The sequence below is a fragment of the Microseira wollei NIES-4236 genome, from assembly GCF_020521235.1.
GTDB lineage: Bacteria > Cyanobacteriota > Cyanobacteriia > Cyanobacteriales > Aerosakkonemataceae > Microseira > Microseira wollei.
Genome location: NZ_BLAY01000186.1, coordinates 1 through 19,651, shown reverse-complemented (window position 1 = coordinate 19,651; position 19,651 = coordinate 1). Strand labels below are relative to the sequence as shown.

Annotated in this window: 17 protein-coding genes and 1 pseudogene; 11 read left to right on the top strand and 7 right to left on the bottom strand. The window is 47.0% G+C overall.

All coding sequences use genetic code 11. The features are described from left to right. The coding region (locus tag MiSe_RS39575) for a hypothetical protein (protein WP_226591061.1) at positions 1 to 294 on the top strand (294 nt) is incomplete at its 5' end. Between the two features lie 75 nt (positions 295 to 369). Beyond that, a complete protein-coding gene (locus tag MiSe_RS39570) occupies positions 370 to 3,357 on the top strand; it encodes a DUF4347 domain-containing protein (protein ID WP_226591058.1) in 2,988 nt (995 codons plus the stop codon). Between the two features lie 484 nt (positions 3,358 to 3,841). On the opposite strand, the gene MiSe_RS39565 is transcribed toward MiSe_RS39570, so the two are convergent. Beyond that, a complete protein-coding gene (locus MiSe_RS39565; RefSeq protein ID WP_226591056.1) occupies positions 3,842 to 4,168 on the bottom strand; it encodes a hypothetical protein in 327 nt (108 codons plus the stop codon). Between the two features lie 270 nt (positions 4,169 to 4,438). Here MiSe_RS39565 and MiSe_RS39560 point away from each other — a divergent pair, with 270 nt between their 5' ends. Together MiSe_RS39560 and MiSe_RS39555 are read left to right on the top strand one after the other, a co-directional pair. Then, positions 4,439 to 5,437 (top strand): zinc-dependent alcohol dehydrogenase family protein, encoded by a 999-nt coding sequence (locus MiSe_RS39560; protein ID WP_226591053.1) that lies wholly within the window; start codon positions 4,439 to 4,441, stop codon positions 5,435 to 5,437. A 31-nt stretch (positions 5,438 to 5,468) separates the two neighbouring features. After that, a complete protein-coding gene (locus tag MiSe_RS39555) occupies positions 5,469 to 5,705 on the top strand; it encodes a hypothetical protein (RefSeq protein WP_226591050.1) in 237 nt (78 codons plus the stop codon). Positions 5,706 to 5,741: 36 nt separating this feature from the next. Here the strand turns inward: MiSe_RS39555 and MiSe_RS39550 are convergent, their stop codons facing one another. Together MiSe_RS39550 and MiSe_RS51510 are read right to left on the bottom strand one after the other, a co-directional pair. Continuing rightward, positions 5,742 to 5,954 (bottom strand): helix-turn-helix domain-containing protein, encoded by a 213-nt coding sequence (locus MiSe_RS39550; protein WP_226591063.1) that lies wholly within the window; start codon positions 5,952 to 5,954, stop codon positions 5,742 to 5,744. Positions 5,955 to 6,262: 308 nt separating this feature from the next. Continuing rightward, on the bottom strand, positions 6,263 to 6,394 hold the full coding sequence (locus tag MiSe_RS51510; RefSeq protein WP_264196854.1) for a hypothetical protein: 132 nt from the start codon (positions 6,392 to 6,394) through the stop codon (positions 6,263 to 6,265). 167 nt (positions 6,395 to 6,561) lie between these two features. On the opposite strand from MiSe_RS51510, the gene MiSe_RS39545 reads away from it, so the two are divergent. After that, positions 6,562 to 7,449: a Uma2 family endonuclease gene (locus tag MiSe_RS39545; RefSeq protein WP_226591049.1), complete on the top strand. Its 888-nt coding sequence runs from the start codon at positions 6,562 to 6,564 to the stop codon at positions 7,447 to 7,449. 255 nt (positions 7,450 to 7,704) lie between these two features. Here the strand turns inward: MiSe_RS39545 and MiSe_RS39540 are convergent, their stop codons facing one another. Then, positions 7,705 to 7,953: a hypothetical protein gene (locus MiSe_RS39540; protein WP_226591046.1), complete on the bottom strand. Its 249-nt coding sequence runs from the start codon at positions 7,951 to 7,953 to the stop codon at positions 7,705 to 7,707. Positions 7,954 to 8,199: 246 nt separating this feature from the next. On the opposite strand from MiSe_RS39540, the gene MiSe_RS39535 reads away from it, so the two are divergent. The 3 genes and pseudogenes from MiSe_RS39535 to MiSe_RS39525 all read left to right on the top strand — a co-directional run. Continuing rightward, positions 8,200 to 10,077, top strand: coding sequence for a PAS domain-containing protein (locus MiSe_RS39535; RefSeq protein ID WP_226591043.1), 1,878 nt, complete (start codon positions 8,200 to 8,202; stop codon positions 10,075 to 10,077). Positions 10,078 to 10,261: 184 nt separating this feature from the next. After that, positions 10,262 to 11,533, top strand: a complete 1,272-nt coding sequence (locus tag MiSe_RS39530; protein ID WP_226591041.1) for an RNA-guided endonuclease InsQ/TnpB family protein — start codon at positions 10,262 to 10,264, stop codon at positions 11,531 to 11,533. 30 nt (positions 11,534 to 11,563) lie between these two features. Then, positions 11,564 to 13,282 (top strand): annotated as a pseudogene (locus MiSe_RS39525) (hybrid sensor histidine kinase/response regulator); the annotation flags it as partial. A gap of 205 nt (positions 13,283 to 13,487) precedes the next feature. On the opposite strand, the gene MiSe_RS39520 reads toward MiSe_RS39525, so the two are convergent. Further along, a complete protein-coding gene (locus tag MiSe_RS39520) occupies positions 13,488 to 13,802 on the bottom strand; it encodes an acylphosphatase (RefSeq protein ID WP_226591039.1) in 315 nt (104 codons plus the stop codon). 181 nt (positions 13,803 to 13,983) lie between these two features. After that, positions 13,984 to 15,267 (bottom strand): acylphosphatase, encoded by a 1,284-nt coding sequence (locus tag MiSe_RS39515; protein WP_226591037.1) that lies wholly within the window; start codon positions 15,265 to 15,267, stop codon positions 13,984 to 13,986. A gap of 158 nt (positions 15,268 to 15,425) precedes the next feature. On the opposite strand from MiSe_RS39515, the gene MiSe_RS39510 reads away from it, so the two are divergent. Then, entirely contained in the window at positions 15,426 to 15,878 is a 453-nt protein-coding gene (locus tag MiSe_RS39510; RefSeq protein WP_226591035.1) for a CPBP family glutamic-type intramembrane protease, read from the top strand. 22 nt (positions 15,879 to 15,900) lie between these two features. After that, positions 15,901 to 16,272, top strand: coding sequence for a DUF1823 family protein (locus MiSe_RS39505; RefSeq protein WP_226591033.1), 372 nt, complete (start codon positions 15,901 to 15,903; stop codon positions 16,270 to 16,272). 157 nt (positions 16,273 to 16,429) lie between these two features. Here MiSe_RS39505 and crtR read toward each other — a convergent pair whose 3' ends face one another. Then, complete coding sequence (crtR, locus tag MiSe_RS39500) at positions 16,430 to 17,338, bottom strand: beta-carotene hydroxylase (RefSeq protein WP_226591031.1); 909 nt, start codon at positions 17,336 to 17,338, stop codon at positions 16,430 to 16,432. Between the two features lie 183 nt (positions 17,339 to 17,521). Here crtR and pyk point away from each other — a divergent pair, with 183 nt between their 5' ends. Further along, positions 17,522 to 19,315, top strand: a complete 1,794-nt coding sequence (gene pyk, locus MiSe_RS39495; RefSeq protein WP_226591029.1) for a pyruvate kinase — start codon at positions 17,522 to 17,524, stop codon at positions 19,313 to 19,315. Positions 19,316 to 19,651: the final 336 nt, after the last annotated feature.

Genomic DNA, 19,651 nt, shown 5'->3' with positions numbered 1-19,651 from the left:
TTTTTCTGGTTTTTTGGGGTGGGCAGGAAAGCCCGCCTCAATTTGAGACAATTTGAACCGCGGGCGAGACGCCCACCCCACAAGAATTTTTCTGGTTTTGTGGGGTGGGCAGGAAAGCCCGCCTCAAATACAGCGGATTGCAACGAGGGAATTGATATAATCCCTGTTTTTTTCATGCGGGGGTCATCCCTGGTAAATGTTGAATTATTTAACGAAAAGTTACTGATATTTAACATCAAAAAAGTAGGAAAAGTAGGAAAAGTAGGAAAAACCATGCAAACAGGCAAAAAGTAGGCGCTAAAGATAATTACACGCATTATTTATCAGTAATATAATTGCAGTTATGATTCTATTAAAGGTATTTAGTAAATGTTTGTAAACTCCAGCAGTAACAGCTCTCGGCAGCGGTTATTTCCGGCAAACGCTACAGGCTCTATTGTTTTTATCGATCCAGCAGTAGAAGACTATCAAACACTTGCAACCGGGGTGTTTGCAGGCGAAGAAGCGATCGTTCTCGACCCATCCAAAGATGGAATTGAGCAAATTAGCGAGGTATTGTCTGGGCGGAAAAATATTTCCAGCCTGCATATTGTCTCGAATGGACAATCGGGGAAATTGTACTTAGGGAACGCAGAAGTTAGCTCTAATACCCTCGACCGCTACAGTGAAGAATTGCAAAGTTGGGCGAAGTCTTTGACTGCCAATGCCGACATCTTTCTTTACGGATGTAATGTTGCTGCTGGAGAAGAAGGGCAGCAGTTTATCCAAGATTTGAGCGATCTAACTGGCGCTGATATTGCTGCTTCATCTGACCTGACAGGTAGCGCAACGCGAGGCGGTGACTGGGATCTGGAAGTTACGACTGGAGGCATCGAATCAGCTTCTGCTTTCCAACCTCAAGTTCTACAGTCTTACCAAGGACTTCTGGATGTGGGGGATGGGTTGCGGGGTGAGTATTTCGATAACAAAAACTTTACCAAGTTAAAGTTTACCCGCACCGATCCAACCGTTAACTTCAACTGGGGCAAAGGATCGCCCGATGCTTCGATTGGCAAAGATAGCTTTTCGGTGCGTTGGACTGGTCAAGTTCTGGCTGATTATACGGAAAACTACACATTTTTTACGACGCCTGATGATACAGCGAAACTGTGGATTAATGGGCAACAAATAATCGATGCCACAAGAAGAGGTCAAGAAGCTAGCGGTACAATTCGCCTCAATGCCGGTCAAAGATATGATGTCCGCTTAGAGTATGTAGAAAATAACGCAGATGCGCGGGTGAATCTTTCCTGGTCAAGTCCTAGCCAAAGCAAGCAAATTATTCCCCAGTCGCGACTGTTCAGCACCATTCCACAGGGTCCGGGTACTATCAGTTTGGCAACTTCAACTCCGCCTTCTGTGAGTGAGGAAGCGGGTAAAGTAGCGCTTACGGTTGTGCGAACGGGTGGAAGTAGCGGCACAGTAACGGTTAATTATAGTGTTGACGATCAAACTGCTTTAGCTGGATCGGACTATGTGGATATTCCCAATGGCAGTGTCACTTTTTTAGATGGAGAAACCAGCAAGACAATTGAGATTAACTTGATCGACGATGATGTGTTTGAATCCGATGAGACATTTACTGTAGGTTTGTTGGGAACTAATGGAATTGGTCAAGTAGGTACTCCCAGAACAGCTACAGTGACGATTGTTGATGATGATAGTCCATCTACGGTTAGCTTCAGTCAGCCTACCTATAGCGTTGCTGAAAATGGCGGGAATGCTTCGATTACCGTTGAACGTGCAGGTAATCTTGGCAAACCTGCAACGGTAAATTATGCCACTAGCAATGGCACTGCGATCGCTCCCTCGGACTATACGGCAACTTCAGGAACCCTCAGTTTTGCAGCGGGAGAAACCACCAAGACGATTTCGATTCCAATTGTAAATGACGCGCTGATCGAATCGAGTGAAACACTCAACATCGCACTCAGCAACCCCGGTCGTCGGACAAGGATTGGCACCCAAAGTACGGCGACGCTGACAATTGTAGATAACGATCCCAGTTTTACTCGCCAAAATGTGGTATCTGGACTCAACCAACCTACGGTAGTCGATTGGACGCCGGATGGTCGCAATATGTTTATCGCTCAAAAAGATGGCGTAGTCCGCGTGGTCAAAGATGGGACGTTGCAATCAACGGCATTTATTAATATTTCCGGGCAGGTTAATAATGTGCGCGATCGCGGTTTGTTGGGGATGGCAATTCATCCTAACTTTGCCACCAATCCCTACGTTTATCTCCTCTTCACCTACGATCCGCCAGAAGCATCCAACAATATTAACCCAGGCACGAATTTAGACGATCCAGATGGTGCGGGGAATCGTCCATCGCGTTTGATTCGCGTTACGGCGACAACCGATCCGGTTACGGGTAATATTACAGCCGTCCCCGGAAGCGAAGTAGTTTTGCTGGGTAAAAATAGCACCTGGGAATATACAAGTCGTCCGGATGGCAATAGCACCAATGATTCATCGATTCCGCCTTCAGGAATTAACAATGGCACTACAATTGTGGCGCCGCAAACGCTGCTCGAAAGCGACGCCAACAACAATTTAACTAACAACATTCGCGACTATCTAGCAACCGATAGCGAATCCCACACCATCGGTGCAGTTCACTTTGGCAGCGATGGTGCTTTGTACGTCAGCAATGGCGATGGCACTTCCTACAATTTTGCCGATCCGCGCACCGTGCGCGTTCAAGACTTGAATAATCTTTCCGGAAAAATACTCAGAATCGATCCAATTACAGGTGCAGGATTATCCGATAATCCATTCTTTAATGGAGCGGATGGCGCGGATAACAATCGCGACAAAGTCTTCGATTATGGTGTGCGAAATTCGTTCCGCTTCACCTTCGATCCAGTGACTGGATTGCCAGTAATTGGCGATGTAGGGTGGTCGCAATGGGAAGAAATTAATACAGGTCGAGGAGTGAATTTTGGTTGGCCTTATTATGAGGGGGGAAATGGTGTCAGCCTGCAACAATCGACTGGATATGCTAATTTACCGGAAGCTCAAGCATTTTATAATAGCGGTCAATCGGTAACCGCTCCCATTTATGCTCGTAGCCATGCTAATGGAGCGATCGCCATCATCATGGGTGATTTTTATGACAACAATCGGCTGATTTTTGGTGATGTTGGGGAAGGCAATATTTATGAAGCAACCCTCGATCAAAATCGCAATATAAGTGCGGTTCGGGTGTTTGATTCTGGTCTACCCAATGTAGTCGATATGGAAAAAGGTCCCGATGGCAATATGTACGGCGTCAATCTGGGGAACGGAACCATCTTCCGCTGGGTTCCTGCCTAGCTGGCGAGCGAGCGCATACAACCCTGATTCGGCACGTTTTACCGGAAGTTCTCTGTTGTGGAGAACTTCCGATAAAAATAGGCGTTATGGATGCAAATTTGGGATGCAATTTTGAGCAGTGATATGATGTCCGCTAGCTTTGGTTGTGTATAATTTTTGTGCTGTAGGGACGGGTTTTACAAGTTTAGAAACCGGGTTTCTTTGTATATCTCTTTCCTTGCTCAACTATTTTTAACAGAAACCCGGTTTCTTTCCACGAGATATGCAATTTTTACCCGCCCCGCACGTGCAGCACGCGAACGGACACGATATCATATGATTTCCGGTCGATTACCCATAATTAGCTGCCGGGACACGGCATTATTAAAGTTATCTGTTTGTCCGAGATATCTCTGATGCCGTGTCCCTACGCAACGACTCTGTGAGGTTTTTTTATGATGGGCAATTCAACGGACATCATATCATTCCTGATATTTTAAGCTCATTAATTGCCCGTAGCATCCAATTTATTAGCTACGCGCTCGTCGGCGAATGAGGTTGGCACGCCCGCTTGTAGCATGTAGAAGCAACCATTTAACCCGCTGAAGGTGGTGCTGATGCCAGTAATTGATTTGCTCGCGAGGTTACCGGCGTAGGTCGTATCCAAACCGTTGAATTTGAACATGAACATGCCAGCTATTTGAACCCATTTTCCGGCTACACCTCCACCCAGAGAAAATGTACCATCAGCGTTAACGGTCATTGCCGTTGAGCTGTAACTACCGTCACAGTCCCAATCGTAGAATAAAGTCCAGCTTCCGGGAACAGCCATAATGTTTCCTCCTGAGGAATACCCAGAGCGATATCGTTTCCAGTGGCATCGTACTTACTTTGTGTATGACCAATTAGCAATTAGCAATTAGCAATTAGCAATTAGCAAGAAAGCGCAACCGGATTTGATATGATTAACTCCTGTATAACCATTACCCAAACTGTTTACCAGTCGCTTTTTCTTGTTAGCATATTTGTGGTAGCTCAGTTGAGTGTCGCTCAAATGCGGGACTCTTCCCTTCAATCCAACATCCAAAATTCCCCATGACCTATGCTAGCAATGCTTCTCGATGCACCTAATAAACCTTTGCGGGTAGCAGATTTGCCAATACCAACTGCGAACCCACATCAGGTATTGTTGCGCGTCCACGCCTGCGGGGTTTGTCGCACAGATTTGCACATCTTAGATGGAGAATTAACCCATCCCAAATTGCCTTTAATTCCCGGTCATCAAATTGTCGGGACGGTGGTGGCGACTGGCGATCGCGTGGCAAAATTTAAGCTGGGCGATCGCGTCGGCGTCCCCTGGCTCGGTCATACTTGTAACCACTGCCGCTACTGTCAAACCGGGCGGGAAAACCTTTGCGACAATGCCGAATTTACGGGTTACCAAATTGACGGCGGTTATGCGGAATATACGGTAGCAGACGAGCAATTTTGCTTTCCAATTACCCCAGATTATCAGGATTTGCAAGCCGCCCCGTTATTGTGTGCCGGATTAATTGGTTATCGTTCGTACAGAATGACCGGGGATGCGGAACGTTTGGGATTTTATGGTTTTGGCGCTGCCGCACATATTTTAATTCAAGTGGCTAAATATGAAGGGCGGCAAGTTTATGCCTTTACCCGCGATGGGGATATTGAAGGACAAGAATTTGCCAAAAAATTGGGTGCAGTTTGGGCAGGTGGTTCCGAAGAATTACCTCCAGAACCTTTAGACGCGGCGATTATTTTTGCTTCTGTTGGTAAACTCGTACCGGCGGCTTTAAAAGCGGTAGCAAAAGGCGGCGTTGTAGTTTGTGCTGGTATTCACATGAGCGATATTCCTTCTTTTCCTTATGAAATTTTATGGTCAGAAAGAGTGTTGCGTTCGGTTGCAAATTTAACGCGGAAAGATGGAGAAGAATTTTTAGAATTAGCGCCCAAAGTTCCCATTCGCACCGAAGTAGAAGCATTTCCGCTGACAGCAGCGAATGAAGCTTTGACGGCGCTACGCAGCGGTAAGATACAGGGTGCAGCGGTGTTGGTGGTGGATAGCCACATCAAATAATATCAACACAACAAACTTATATGATGTCCGCTTGTATAGACATCGCGCAGGGGGCGGGTTTATCAATACAGTTCGCTATCAATCAAAGGTGGAGGGTTTTACCCGACCCTACAACACCATTCACCATACAAGTCCGATACGAAGCGACTCGATATTATATCATGTCCGGTCGATTACCCATAATTGGCAGCCGGGACACGGCACGATTAACGTTATCTGTTTGTCCGAGATATCTATGATGCCGTGTCCCTACGCAACGACTCTGTGAGATTTGTTTATTATGGGCAATTCAACAAACATGATATTACTCTTCAATGGTTTCGATTAGATCCTCGATGAGAACATCAAAAATGCGAGCGATCTTCTGAATCGATGTTAGGTCAACAGTTGCCAATCCTTGAGAGCGCGCATAATGCCTGACTGTGCTATAGGGAACGTTAGCACGAGCGGCAACATCTTTGAGCGTCCAACCCTTTTCATCCGCCAGTTCTCGTATCTTTAACCTAACTAATCCCATTGGGCGCTGTTTAATTAAAGTCAATTCAATAGCGATTGCTCTCTAGCCAGGAAAACTGAGCGAGCGATCGCCATATTTCCAATACCCCACAAAGTGGCAAGGATTAGTTTATGATACCAACACAACAGACCTACCGAGCAAAACTTTATCCCTGGAGCATCATTCGTCAGGTGTCGGAGAAAGGGGGATAACTGTTGCCAGGTTTCGGCGGCGTAACGAAGCGCTGGATCGTCCTTCAGGTACTGCGGCGATTAATACCCACCGCGAATCTTTCAGTGATTTTTGATATCATGTCCAGTCGATTACCCTTAATGGGATGTAGGGGCACGGCAGGCGAGATATTTTGGCAGATACAAATAACTTAAAGATGCCGTGCCCCTACATGGGGGTATCTGTGCGGCAACGTGGTGAGATTTTATTACGGGTGATTCAACGGACATGATATGACTTGACTGTGAACGATTAGGCGCTCATCCCCTCTCTGACAAAGAGAGGGGAGCGATAGTTGCTATGCACGCGCCAATGGCATATTGCACATACCCGCTGCGGCTGAAATTTCTCAGCTTTGCGAAAATAGAGAATTATCAAGCATTAAGGGAGCTGACTGATGACTGAAATTTTAACTCCCGTTGAACTGCCGCCTCCATTTCCCGACCACACTCAATTACCGGAGGAAGATGGAACTTTTGTGAAAAACTTTCAGGAGCATCCCCAAAGTATTATTTTGACCGATTCTCTTGGCCCAGTTTTGCAGCAACTCCATCCCGATGGACAATATGCCATTGGACAAGACTGCGGCATCTACTGGCGCGAAACCGATCCCCCAGAAAAAGGCGCAGAAGCACCAGATTGGTTCTACGTGCCTAACGTACCCCCGCTGCTAGATGGTCAAGTTCGCCGTTCCTACGTTATATGGCGGGAATTTTTGGCTCCCTTGATTGCTTTGGAGTTTGCTAGCGGCGATGGCACAGAAGAACGAGATCGAACGCCTCTGTCTTATTCTGGAACAGGAGAGGTTACCAAACCAGGGAAGTTCTGGGTCTACGAGTGCATCATGCGAATTCCCTACTACGGTATCTATGAAATTAGTAAAGGCAAATTGGAGGTATACAACCTAGTTGGTGGACGCTATCAAACAATTTCCCCTAACGAACGGGGTCACTATCCTATCGCACAGATAGGTGTGGAATTAGGAGTTTGGGAAGGAAGCTATCAAAACCAAACCCAACGGTGGTTAAGATGGTGGGATCGAGAGGGAAATTTGCTGCTAACGGGTGCAGAGCGAGCTGAACTGGAACGCTTGCACGCTGAGCAAGAGCGTCAAAGAGCTGAGCAAGAGCGCCAAAGAGCTGAGCAAGAGCGCCAAAGAGCTGAAAATGCTGAGCAGGCGCGAAGGGATGCTGTACCTCGGTTATTGGCAATGGGTTTGAGTGTAGAACAAGTTGCAGAAGCGCTGAGTTTGACTGTGGAGGAAGTGAGATCAATTCACAATTAAACATTAAACACGACGATCTGAGAAACCGGGTTTCTGCGTCGCTCTCTAGTTGTCTGGCGACGATTTTTGCGAGAAACCCGGTTTCAAAGTTTCTGGGTCGCTCTCTAGTTCTGTGGCGACGATTTTTGTGAGCAACCCGGTTGCCAAGTTTGGTTTCAAGGTTTGATATCGTTTCCTTAGGCATCGGAATTACGACCTGTAGGGACTTTTCTGGCAATTAGCAATTAGCAATTAGCAATTACCCAGAAAGGCCGCTCATTCCGATGCAACCGGATTTGATATGATATCATGTCCGTTGAATTGCCCATACACACTACCGCATCGTTGCGTAGGGGCACGGCTAACTTTAAAGTTATCTGTTCCGGCAAAGTATCTATGATGTTCCCTACTCCCAATCATGGGTAATCGACCGGACATGGTATGAAACCGGGTTTCTGCGTCGCTCTCTAGTTCTGTGGCGACGATGTTTGAGAGAAACCCGGAATATGCGCCTAAGTCCTGCAAATATTTCGCTTGCCGTTCCCCTACCCTCGAAACCCGGTTTCTAGTCTATGCCAGATCCCAGGCAAGCGATCGCGCCAAAGAAAATATATTTCACGCCAGCGCACGCGCTTTTTTTCATTCTAAAGATGGATGTTTGGGTTAGGGGAGTAGCCTTTTGATCGATGGTGCAAGGCTGCGACCGCCACTCTTTATATTCGTGTAAATTAATCTAGGGCAGCATAAACAAAAGAATCGGTATTTGAAATCGTGGAACCCGTTCGCGTTCGTAACCAGACCAATTTAATCGATGCTGGCGGCGACATTGGCATGGTGCTTCAGTCCGCTGATAGTACGATTTTGGCTTGCAATCCGGCGGCGGAACAGTTGCTAGGATACACCGCTGCGCAACTGATTGGCACGACCTCGTTTGATTCGCTTTGGCAGACAATTAACCCCGATGATGAGTATCCGGCGCGGACTGCCTTGCTTTCGGGCAAACCCTGTCTTAATGTGGTTTTGGGCTTTTACAAGCCAAATGGGGAGTTAATTTGGTTGTGTCTTTCCTCCCATCCTCTGTTTCAAACCGATGCTACGACTGCCTATGCTGTGATGACAACGTTTTCGGCAATTAGCGAGGATGAATTAACTTGCCAAAAAACAGCCGAGCAACAATTGGCAGAAATCGAAGCTATCTACGACACCGCTCCGATCGGACTTTGCTTTATTGACACAAATCTGCGGTTTGTCCGCATCAACGAACACCTGGCGCAAATCAACGGCATACCAGCCTCTGAGCATATTGGACGCACGCTGCGCGACATTTTGCCAGAACAGGCGGACGATCTCGAGCCAATCTATCGCCAAGCGATCGCATCTGGCGAACCGATTCTGAATCTGGAGTTTCGCGGCACCAACCGCGCCTTTGCGGGTGTGGAACGCGATTGGTTGGTTAATTTATATCCCTACCGCCACGACGGACGGGTGGTGGGGGTTAACGTCATGGTGCAGGAAATTAGCGAGCGCAAACGCACAGAAGCCGCTCTGCGAGCCAGTGAAGCAGGCTATCGCCAATTAGTGGAACTTTGCCCAGACGGCATTTTCATTCAAAGCGACGGCAAATTTGAGTTTGTCAATCCAGCAGCTCTAAACTTGTTCGGCGCCACAGAGTCTGAGCAACTCATCGGTAAAGCGGTGATGGATTTTGTTCACCCTGACTATCGAGAAATCGTGCAACTGCGGATGCAACAACTGCAACAAAACCAAACTGTGCCGCTGCTAGAAGAAAAGTTTTTCCGCTTAGATGGCACTGTAGTCGAGGTCGAGGTTGCCGCCGCTCCCGTCGTGTATCAAGGAAAACCTGCCGTTCAGGCTGTCATTCGCGATATTACCGCTCGCAAACAAACCGCAGCTGCCCTCAGTCAAAGCGAAGAGCGGTTTCGTCAGCTTGCCAATGCCATGCCGCAAATGATCTGGACAACAGATGCAAAGGGTGAATTGAATTATGTCAGTCAGCAGTGGATCGACTACAGCGGGCTGACACTCGAACAAACCCGCGAGGGCTCCCACGCTACTGAGTTCCTGCATCCCGATGAAATCCAATCAATCCAAGCACAATGGAGCGCCGCCTTAGTATCTGAGACGACTTACCAAGTAGAAATGCGGATAAGGAGAGCATCCGATGATACCTACCGTTGGTTTTTAGTCCGTGCCATACCGCTCCGGGATGAACGAGGTCAGGTGGTTCAATGGTACGGGACTTCCACGGATATTGACGCTCGCAAGCAAGTAGAAGCAGCCTTGCGGCAGATGAACGAACGATTCCGCTTGGCAACATTGGCAATTGATGGGATTGTGTTTGAGTGGAACATGCTTTCCGGCGAAGTTTACCGCTCTGAGGGACTGTATCAACTGATTGGCGTGCGTGCAGAAGACGCAGCGCCGACGCGGGAATGGTGGATGGAGCGGATTCATCCCGATGACCTCGCCCGCATGGAATCAGGGATGCAGTCGCTAGAGAGTTTAGGCGATCGCTATGAAGGCGAGTACCGAGTCCGCCACGCAGACGGGCGCTGGATCGATGTTTGGGAGCGCGGCTGTTTGCGCCGCGATGAATCTGGGCAAATCGTTGGTATTGAAACAAGTTAATACAAACATTAGCAAATATTATCAAATATTAGCAAATATCCCGCAATTGCCACGCTTTTTTGCCTTTGACCTCCGAGTCCGAGCCAAGTAGCCTGACAATTGTAAAACTTTAATAAATTTGCTCGTTACTGTCACTCTCTCACTGCTAAGGTGATACCAGTGTTAATCAGATGGTCAATCGCCCATGCAACTGGTTGAAAGACACATCATTAAATCTACGCATAATCTTTTTGCAGAAATAGACGACCTCAGCTTCAAATCAAAAAATATTTATAATGCCGCCCTATATATCCTGAGACAAAATTATTTCTACGGCTGGGGATATCTCAATTACAATGCCCTGCAAAAGCTGATGCAAACCTCTGTGCAATATAAAGCATTGCCAGCCAAAGTCAGCCAGCAAGTTTTAATGGTATTAGACAAGAATTGGCAATCATTCTGGGCGGCAAGAAGTGAATACTTGCAGCAGCCAAAAAAGTTTTTAGGCCAACCTAAGTTGCCCAAGTATAAAGATAAACAAAAGGGCAGGAACCTGTTAGTTTATACTGTTCAAGCCATCAGCTCTGTTCAACTGCGGCATGGAATTATTAGTCTATCAAAGACTAACATCCGGGTGAAAACACAAGTGCCATTCGAAGCTATTCGTCAGGTACGGATAGTTCCAAAATGCGATTGTTACGTGATTGAGGTAGTTTATGAGCAACCAGATTCCACCCCACAGGAGGCCCAGTGTGATGGGATTGCAGCGATTGATTTAGGAGTAAATAACTTGGCGACGTTAACATCAAATCAGTTGGGTTTTGTCCCTCTACTGATTAACGGACGTCCGCTCAAGTCAATGAATTACTTTTACAATAAACATCGCTCCAGAATACAATCAAAGCTCCGGGGTAATTGCCTGACATCAGAGCGGATTAAAAGTCTGACACGCCAGCGCAACCAAAAAGTTGATAATTACTTGCACCATGCCAGTAAGCTGGTTGTAGCAACTTTGGTCGCTGATCGCATAGGTAGGCTAGTAATTGGTTTGAATCCTTTGTGGAAACAAGCCGTTGCTCTGGGAAAGGTGAATAATCAACATTTTGTTTCTATTCCTCACCAGCGGTTTGTGGACATGCTGGTTTACAAGTGCAAGTTAGCTGGGATATCGGTGTTACTGATTGAGGAAAGTTATACATCGGTTGCCAGTTTTATCGATGGTGATGTGATTCCCACGATTGGAAAAATACTTTCTGCGCCTGTTTTCAGTGGGAAAAGAATTCACCGAGGGTTGTACAGAAGCAAGGGTGGGGTGACTTTGAATGCGGATGTCAATGGGAGCCTGAATATTTTAGTGAAAGCATTCCCCGACGCCTTCTGGATAGGGGATAAGAGCTGCGTAGTTCAGCCGAGGCGGATTTCACCGCTCAAAGTCAAAACGAAAGGGAAATCTGAAATGGTTTCCAGGCTCGCGTAATATTTGCCTATATTTTGACTAACTATTCTTGGCTTTACGACCGACATTACCAAGCGCAAACAAGCAGAAATCACCCTGCGCCAAAGCGAAGAAAGGTATAGGTATTTGGCAGAATCTATCCCCCAATTAGTATGGACAGCTAACGCAGAGGGAGTGTTGCTCGATCTCAATCAACGCTGGTTAGATTTTACGGGTTTAACCTTCCCACAAGCCCAAACCCAAGGCTGGGAAGGGATTGTGCATCCGGATGACCTACCGATTCTGAGCGAAAACTGGGCGGCGGCTCAAAAAGATGGCACTCGCTATCAAGCCGAAGGTAGAATTCGACGTGCGGATGGAGTGTATCGCTGGCATTTGCATCAAGCAATAGCGCTCAAAGATGAACGAAATCAAATCGTTAAATGGTTTGGCACGGCGACGGATATTGAAGATCAAAAACAACTCGAACAACAGCGGGAGCGTCTTCTACAACAAGAGCAAGTAGCAAGGGAAAAGGCAGAGCAAGCCAATCGCATCAAAGATGAATTTTTGGCAGTTTTGTCCCACGAATTGCGAACTCCGCTCAATCCGATTTTGGGATGGACTAAACTGCTGCAAACTGGCAAAGTGAATGCGACAAAAACAGCGGAAGCTTTAACCACAATCGAACGCAACGCCAAATTACAAGCGCAACTGATCGAAGATTTACTCGATGTATCTCGCATTCTGCGCGGTAAACTCAACCTCACGATTGCTCCAGTCAATCTGGCGAATGCGATCGCCGCTGCTCTCGAAACAGTGCAATTAGCCGCGCAAGCCAAAGATATTCAAATTCAGATCGATCTAGACCCTAATGTTGGCATGGTTTCAGGGGATGCAGGGCGCTTACAGCAAATTGTTTGGAATCTTTTATCTAACGCGGTTAAATTCACTCCCCAAGGTGGTCGAGTCGAAGTCCGATTAACTGAGATCTTGCACCTTGAGGCAGAGCCTCAGTATTCTGGTTCCCAGGTTGAACCTGGGAACGAGATCCGGGAGGCTCTGCCTCCCGTGGTGCAAGATGTGAGATCAACGCATATCAATCGCCATGCTCAAATTCAAGTCACCGACAACGGAAAAGGCATCAATCCCGAATTTTTACCCTATGTGTTCGAGCATTTCCGCCAAGAAGATAGTGCCATAACGCGCAAATTTGGCGGCTTGGGATTGGGACTCGCAATTGTGCGTCAATTGGTTGAACTTCACGGCGGTACTGTTTTTGCAGAGAGCCAAGGTGAAGGTAATGGTGCCACTTTTACTGTGAGGTTGCCCTTGATAAAACAACAACCTGAAAATGCAACTAACCCCGCTCGATCTGAAGAATTTATGACTCAATCCTCACCACTAGCTGGATTAAAAATTATCGTAGTTGATGATGATGCAGATTCCTGCGACTTTATCGCCTTCGTGTTAGAACAAGATGGAGCAGAAGTAATCGCCCTACCTTCGGCGCTGCAAGCGTTGCGCGAGTTCCCTCGGACAAAACCAGATGTGCTTGTCAGCGATATTGGAATGCCTGAAATGGATGGCTACATGCTGATGCGACAAATCCGCGCCCTACCCCCAGACCAAGGCGGAAAAGTGCCTGCGATTGCGCTTACAGCCTATGCTGGAGAGGGAGACAGCTTTCAAGCAATAGCCGCCGGATTTCAACAGCACATCGCCAAACCAATCGAGCCAAATCAATTAGTTCAAGCTGTCGCCAAACTGGCTGGTAAATCATCAGGCTAATTGCTAATTGCTAATTGCTAATTGCTAATTGCTAATTGCTAATTGCTAATTTTATGGCCTTTTTACTATTAGCTATTAACGATTAGCTATTAGCCAATCGCCATATTAGCTCCTGATATCGTTTACTTAGGCATCGGAATTACGACCTGTAGGGGCTTTTCTTGCAATTAGCAATTAGCAATTAGCAATTAGCAAGAAAGGCCGATCATTCCGATGCAACCGGATTTGATATGATATCAAACCCCTCAATTCCTTCTGGTTGTTCGTACTCAAATACAACTTGTTCAACAACAGATGCTGGACTTCCTTGATAACACCACTGAATCATCGCTTCAACCTGTTCTTGAGTACCTTCAAAAACAGCTTCAACGCGACTATCCAACAAGTTGCGAACCCAACCGCTAACACCCATTTTTATGGCTTGATTTACAGTATAGTAGCGATAACCAACTCCTTGAACAATTCCAAAAACAAAAACGTGGGCGCGTACTTTTCCTGACTGCGGTGATGGCTTTTCCATAAAATATCTCGGATATTTTTCTAATTCTAATCTCTTGTGGGATGGGCATCTCTTGTGGGATGGGCATCTCTTGTGGGATGGGCATCTCTTGTGGGATGGGCATCTCTTGTGGGATGGGCATCTCTTGTGGGATGGGCATCTCTTGTGGGATGGGCATCTTGCCCGTCCGAACCATGTAAAACTAACTTACCACTCGGCGATTCAAAAGTTCAGCCACATGCTTGTGGATTTCTTCATTAACCCAAAAATTTCCCTCTACCTCAATATCTTGAATTCCCGGATGTTCGCCAAATAAAGGGCGAATGGGAAACGCTTGCAAATCGTCAAAATTGTAGAAATTTTTCCAGATAATTTCTTTAGCATTTTTGGCAATGCCAATTTCATCAGCAAGCAACGTTTCGCCCAGAGCAAATGTATCTATTACTTGCTGCGATCGCATCATCAAAATTGGCAGGGGAGATGCCATACTCACGATGGAACCAAGTTCTATTCTTCCTAACCCCGCCGCCTGACGCCAAAACTGATAGCGTTCTACTATTTCCTGGTTTTCTGCTGGTAAAACATCCGTGGCAATACTGGTTTTTTTTGAGAATAAACCTTGGAGAAAATCGTAGGCGATCCCACTCCCCAAACTATGTCCAATCAGGTGCAGCCTAACTTTAATAGTTTGTGCTTCTTTTCGTAAATCTTTCTCAACCTTGGGGCGATATTTTTCTAAACTTTCTAACACTTGACTATCAACAGCCAATTGAATCGCAATTTTCCCTTCTTTCCCGGCGTAGTACACTAAATCGCCCAATCCCTGCAATAATAAACGACGCAGCGGTTGAACCAATGACCGCCACCAAGGTTGCATTCTATCCCTTTCCTTACCACTCAATAAAATATTATTCTCAGCGTTATTTTGCCCCAAACCTTCGGGTTCGAGTTGTTCGGCAACAAACTTTTGCGCTAAATAAATTTTCCCATCTTTTCCAGAATAATTAACTTTAATTACTGACTCAATTCGTTCGGATAAGTTATAATATTTTTGAACTGCTGACCATAAGCTATCATCTGATATCGACTCATTTTGGGGATGATTTTCTCTGTTCAATCCGCAAATAAAGATAAGGATATTGATAGTTTTAGCCTGACCGCTGACCGATGATGAAACTCGAACTTTAGGGGAACGCCTAATAATAAATTCCTTTAATCCTTCGGGTTTCTCGTACTCAACCGTAACGTTTTTTACTACAGCTTCCGGACTACCCCGGTAACACCAGCGGACAACCGCTTCTACGAGTTCTTTGGTGGCTTCAAAAACGATTTCCACCCGTCCATCGGGAATTTCTTCTACCCAACCAGCAATTCCCCACTGGTTGGCTTTATCCCAAGCTGCTAATCTAAAACCTACTCCATGAACGGTTCCCGAAACAAAAACATGGGCGCGGACTTTTTGAGTTGAAGGTAATTGGTTTTCCATAAATTAGGCAGCCGAGTTGATAAAATTTGATTGTTTAGTCTGCTTAAATATTTTTTACTATGACTGCTTTACAGACATTAGTTTATCGCTTGCTTACGGCAATTTCAACCCCACCCAGCGCTCAAGATTGGTTATTTTCAGCACTTCTCTTACTGAGCTTGACAGTAATTTCGTTACCCATCGGATTTTATCAGGGTTTTCTACAAGTTGATATTTTAAAAGCTTCGCGGATAAAAGTTGCCACTATCATAGGGAGAACTTTCTTTTTCCCTGGTGTATCAGAGGAGCTATTTGTGAGAGTTTTACTTCTTCCTCATCCATCTGAAAATGCTTCAATATCTGCTCATTGGCTCTGGGCATGTATCAGTTTGGCAGTTTTTATCGTTTATCATCCGCTCAATGCGCTGAGTTTTTTCCCAGCTGGACGCCCGACTTTTTTTAATCCTGTTTTTCTATTATTGGCAGCGCTTCTGGGTATCGTCTGTACTATCGCTTACCTGAAAAGTGGTTCTCTTTGGCTTCCAGTGGCGATTCACTGGTTGGTTGTTGTGGTTTGGCTGCTTTTGTTAGGAGGATATGGCAAACTAAACTCTGAGTATATTAAGGACTGAAGTCCTTACTACGAACACTACTATGTCTGACCTGCCGCCGCTCAATACTGACACATGTTGGGCAATTCTCAACGACACGATTGAGGATGCTACCGTTAACCGACTCGTCTGGCATTGCTTGGGTTATCGTTACGATGACGCCAATGGCAAGTGGGATACTACCAGCGTCGCCGATGATTGGCAACAGGAGTATCCAGAACCGCCTGATTTTATCGATAGCCGTCCCGCCACAGTCAAGTTGACTCGTTCGATTCCCCCAGAAAACAAACAGCTTCTGAAAGAACAACTGGGATTTCAAGGCTACAAAATCGGTGAATTTGGCCCGCGCCAGACGCGGCGGGCAACAGCAGCTAATTGGCTGTTGAGTTATATGAAAATTCATGGTAATTGCTAATTGCTAATTGCTAATTGCTCATGGCTAATGGCTAATAGTAAAAAGCTTTTATCGCTCACTCGTAGTTAACAAGATAGCGATGAGCCATTAGCCATTAGCCATTAGCCATTAGCCATTAGCCATTAGCCATTAGCCATTAGCCATTAGCCATTAGCCATTAGCCCACTTCTTGACTCTTCTGGGCTGCGCTTTTTTTATGAAAGCGGATGCCCAGAAAAATGTCATAAACAAAATTCCAAAAGTCTTTTCCTTGCAGCAGTCCCAGAGATTGATGGCAGCCTTTGGCGTCTAGAAGGGGTTGGGTGGCGCGATAAGCTGTCTGGTAGTGATACCAGGGAATAGAAGGCCATAAGTGGTGAATCAGATGGTAATTTTGCCCTAAAATCAGGATATTGAGCATGGGACTGGGATAGACGCGGGCATTTTTCCAGCGATCGCGCTCCACAAACGGACGATGGGGTAAATAATCAAAAAATAACCCCAACGCCAGCCCCACCACCAAAGCCGGTGAAAACCAAAAATTGAGAATATAGCCCAAAAATCCCTGCTGGCAAGAGTAATAGACAATCGCCACCACAACCATGCGGCTGAGCAACCACTCTAATAGCTCGTACTTGCGCCACAAACGCCGCTTGAAGAAATATACTTCGTGATAGAAAAACCGCGCGGCAATCAGCCATAAAGGCCCACCCGTGGAAACAAAATGATCCGGGTCGTTGTCCGGGTCGTTAACGTGGGCGTGGTGCTGCAAGTGAACCCGCGTAAACACCGGAAACGCAAAACCCAACATTAACGCGCTGCCATGTCCCAAAATCGCATTCATCGCCCGGTTTTTGTGGGCAGCATTGTGGGAGGCGTCGTGAATCACCGTCCCTGACAGGTGCAACGCCAATACATTCGTAAAAAAGCAGCACCAATGGGGCCAGTTCCAAAGCCAGTAACCGCAGGTCGAAACAACAACCAGCGCGACGGCGGTTAAAAACATCAGTAACGTAAAATTAAAATCTTCCGCTGGCGGCCCCAATAACTCTTTAGGAACTGTCAGCACCTGCTGTGCCTCGGACATCAGTATCTATACTCCCGATCGCTTCAATCGCGTAGTATACGATACTGACACAGTCACAATAAAGTTTTGTTTAGCCAGAAACTAGGTGCTAGGAGCTAATTACTAGGAGAGAATTAAAGAATGTTAAGATGAAGAATTTGCCTACCTAGTCTCTATTTCCCAGTCCTCAGTCCCCACCAACCTATGCCACTGCCAAATTCCCAACGTCGAACCAAAATAGTTGCCACCATTGGCCCTGCCTGCCGCGACCCGCAAGTCCTGCGGGCGATGATCGAAGCCGGTGCCACCACGTTGCGACTCAACTTTTCTCACGGTACTCACGAAGAACACCAGCGCAACATTCGGCTGATCCGGCAAACTTCTTTTGAACTTAACCAGCCGGTGGCGATTTTGCAAGACTTGCAAGGCCCTAAAATTCGCCTGGGGCAGTTTGAAAACGGCTCGATTCTCCTGCAAAAGGGCGACCCGTTTATTTTAACCAACCGCCCGGTCAAAGGCACTCAGGAAATTAGTTCGGTCACCTACGATCGCTTGGCGCAAGAAGTCCCTGAAGGCGCTACCATCCTCCTAGACGACGGTCGCGTTGAAATGCGGGTGGAAAAGGTAGACCGCACTACCGAAGAACTCCACTGTCGTGTTGTGGTCGGCGGGCCGCTTTCTAACAGCAAAGGCGTTAATTTTCCGGGAGTTTACCTGTCAATTAAAGCTTTGACCGATAAAGACCGTAAAGATTTAACGTTTGGTTTGGATCAAGGGGTAGACTGGGTCGCGCTTTCATTTGTCCGCAACCCCCAAGATGTTTTAGAAATTAAAGAATTAATCTCCCATGCCGGGAAGCACGTGCCGGTGATTGCCAAAATTGAAAAGCACGAAGCCATCGAGCAGATGGAATCGATTATCCCCTTGTGCGACGGCGTGATGATTGCTAGGGGCGACTTAGGGGTGGAACTCCCCGCCGAAGACGTACCTATCCTGCAAAAGCGGCTAATTGCCTTAGCGAATCAACTGGGAATTCCGATTATCACCGCGACTCAGATGCTTGATAGCATGGCGTACAACCCTCGCGCCACCCGCGCCGAAATTTCTGACGTCGCCAATGCGATTTTAGACGGCACCGATGCGGTAATGCTCTCGAATGAAACAGCGGTGGGGAAATATCCGGTAGAAGCTGTTGCCACCATGGCGCGCATTGCCACGCGGATCGAGGAAGATATGATGGCTAGCAGGAGCGAGCGATCGATCCAAACCAGCAAACGCTCGATTCCCAACGCCATCTCCCAAGCCGTCGGTCATATAGCCGAGCAGCTAGAAGCCGCAGCAATAATGACCCTGACCAAAACCGGCTCCACAGCCCGAAATGTCTCTAAATTCCGCCCAAAAACACCCGTTCTCGCCATTACGCCCCACGTCGATGTAGCGCGTCAACTCCAACTCGTATGGGGCGTCAAACCTTTGTTAGTCCTAGATTTACCTTCCACCAGCCAAACCTTTCAAGCCGCCATCAACGTCTCCCTGGAAAAAAATCTAGTCGTAGAAGGAGATTTGGTAGTCATGAGCGCGGGTACCCTACAAGGGGTTCCAGGTTCAACCGACTTGATTAAAGTTGAGGTGGTAACCGCAGTATTAGGCAAAGGCACTGGTTTAGGTCAAGGCGCCGTCAGCGGACGGGCGCGAGTAGCCCACAGCGCCATGGATGTGAGTAACTTTAATCCGGGAGAAATACTGGTAGCATCTCGCACCAGTGCTGAATTTATCGATGTGATTCGCAAAGCAGCAGGAGTGATTACCGAAGATGAAAGCCTCACCAGTCATGCCGCCGTCATTGCCATGCGTTTGGGAGTGCCAGCGATAGTAGGAGTAAAAAATGCAACACAGTCTATTCGCGATGGAGCAATTTTAACCCTGGATACCCAGCGAGGTTTGATTTACTCCGGTACGGTGACAAGTAATTACGCAGATACAGCTGTCACCATTTGACATGGGTGCAACACATTGAAGAGGACAAGGGGACACGGGGAGACGGAGACGCGGGGAAACCCCACGGATAAATCCGGGGGATTCAAGCAAGGAAGAATTTATTTTTTCTCCACGGATAAATCCGGGGGCTTGTAACCAGGTGCTTCGATCTGGGTCAGGGTGCACTCTTAGCGTCTTCCCAACTCCTTTGTCAGAGCGTCTTCAAAGGTCATTGTAGGGGCACGGCGTGGGTAAGTATTGTCGCTTGTACAAAGCTCCTGGGATGCCGTGCCATTGTAGGGGCACGGCGTGGGTAAGTATTGTCGCTTGTACAAAGCTCCTGGGATGCCGTGCCAT

Coding starts and splice junctions, on each gene's coding strand:
- MiSe_RS39515 (WP_226591037.1), bottom strand. CDS start 15,267: ATGGAAAACCAATTACCTTCAACTCAAAAAGTCCGCGCCCATGTTTTT.
- MiSe_RS51510 (WP_264196854.1), bottom strand. CDS start 6,394: ATGTCCGTTGAATCACCCGTAATAAAATCTCACCACGTTGCCGCACAG.
- crtR (WP_226591031.1), bottom strand. CDS start 17,338: ATGTCCGAGGCACAGCAGGTGCTGACAGTTCCTAAAGAGTTATTGGGG.
- MiSe_RS39560 (WP_226591053.1), top strand. CDS start 4,439: ATGCTAGCAATGCTTCTCGATGCACCTAATAAACCTTTGCGGGTAGCA.
- pyk (WP_226591029.1), top strand. CDS start 17,522: ATGCCACTGCCAAATTCCCAACGTCGAACCAAAATAGTTGCCACCATT.
- MiSe_RS39550 (WP_226591063.1), bottom strand. CDS start 5,954: ATGGGATTAGTTAGGTTAAAGATACGAGAACTGGCGGATGAAAAGGGT.
- MiSe_RS39530 (WP_226591041.1), top strand. CDS start 10,262: ATGCAACTGGTTGAAAGACACATCATTAAATCTACGCATAATCTTTTT.
- MiSe_RS39505 (WP_226591033.1), top strand. CDS start 15,901: ATGTCTGACCTGCCGCCGCTCAATACTGACACATGTTGGGCAATTCTC.
- MiSe_RS39545 (WP_226591049.1), top strand. CDS start 6,562: ATGACTGAAATTTTAACTCCCGTTGAACTGCCGCCTCCATTTCCCGAC.
- MiSe_RS39520 (WP_226591039.1), bottom strand. CDS start 13,802: ATGGAAAAGCCATCACCGCAGTCAGGAAAAGTACGCGCCCACGTTTTT.
- MiSe_RS39570 (WP_226591058.1), top strand. CDS start 370: ATGTTTGTAAACTCCAGCAGTAACAGCTCTCGGCAGCGGTTATTTCCG.
- MiSe_RS39565 (WP_226591056.1), bottom strand. CDS start 4,168: ATGGCTGTTCCCGGAAGCTGGACTTTATTCTACGATTGGGACTGTGAC.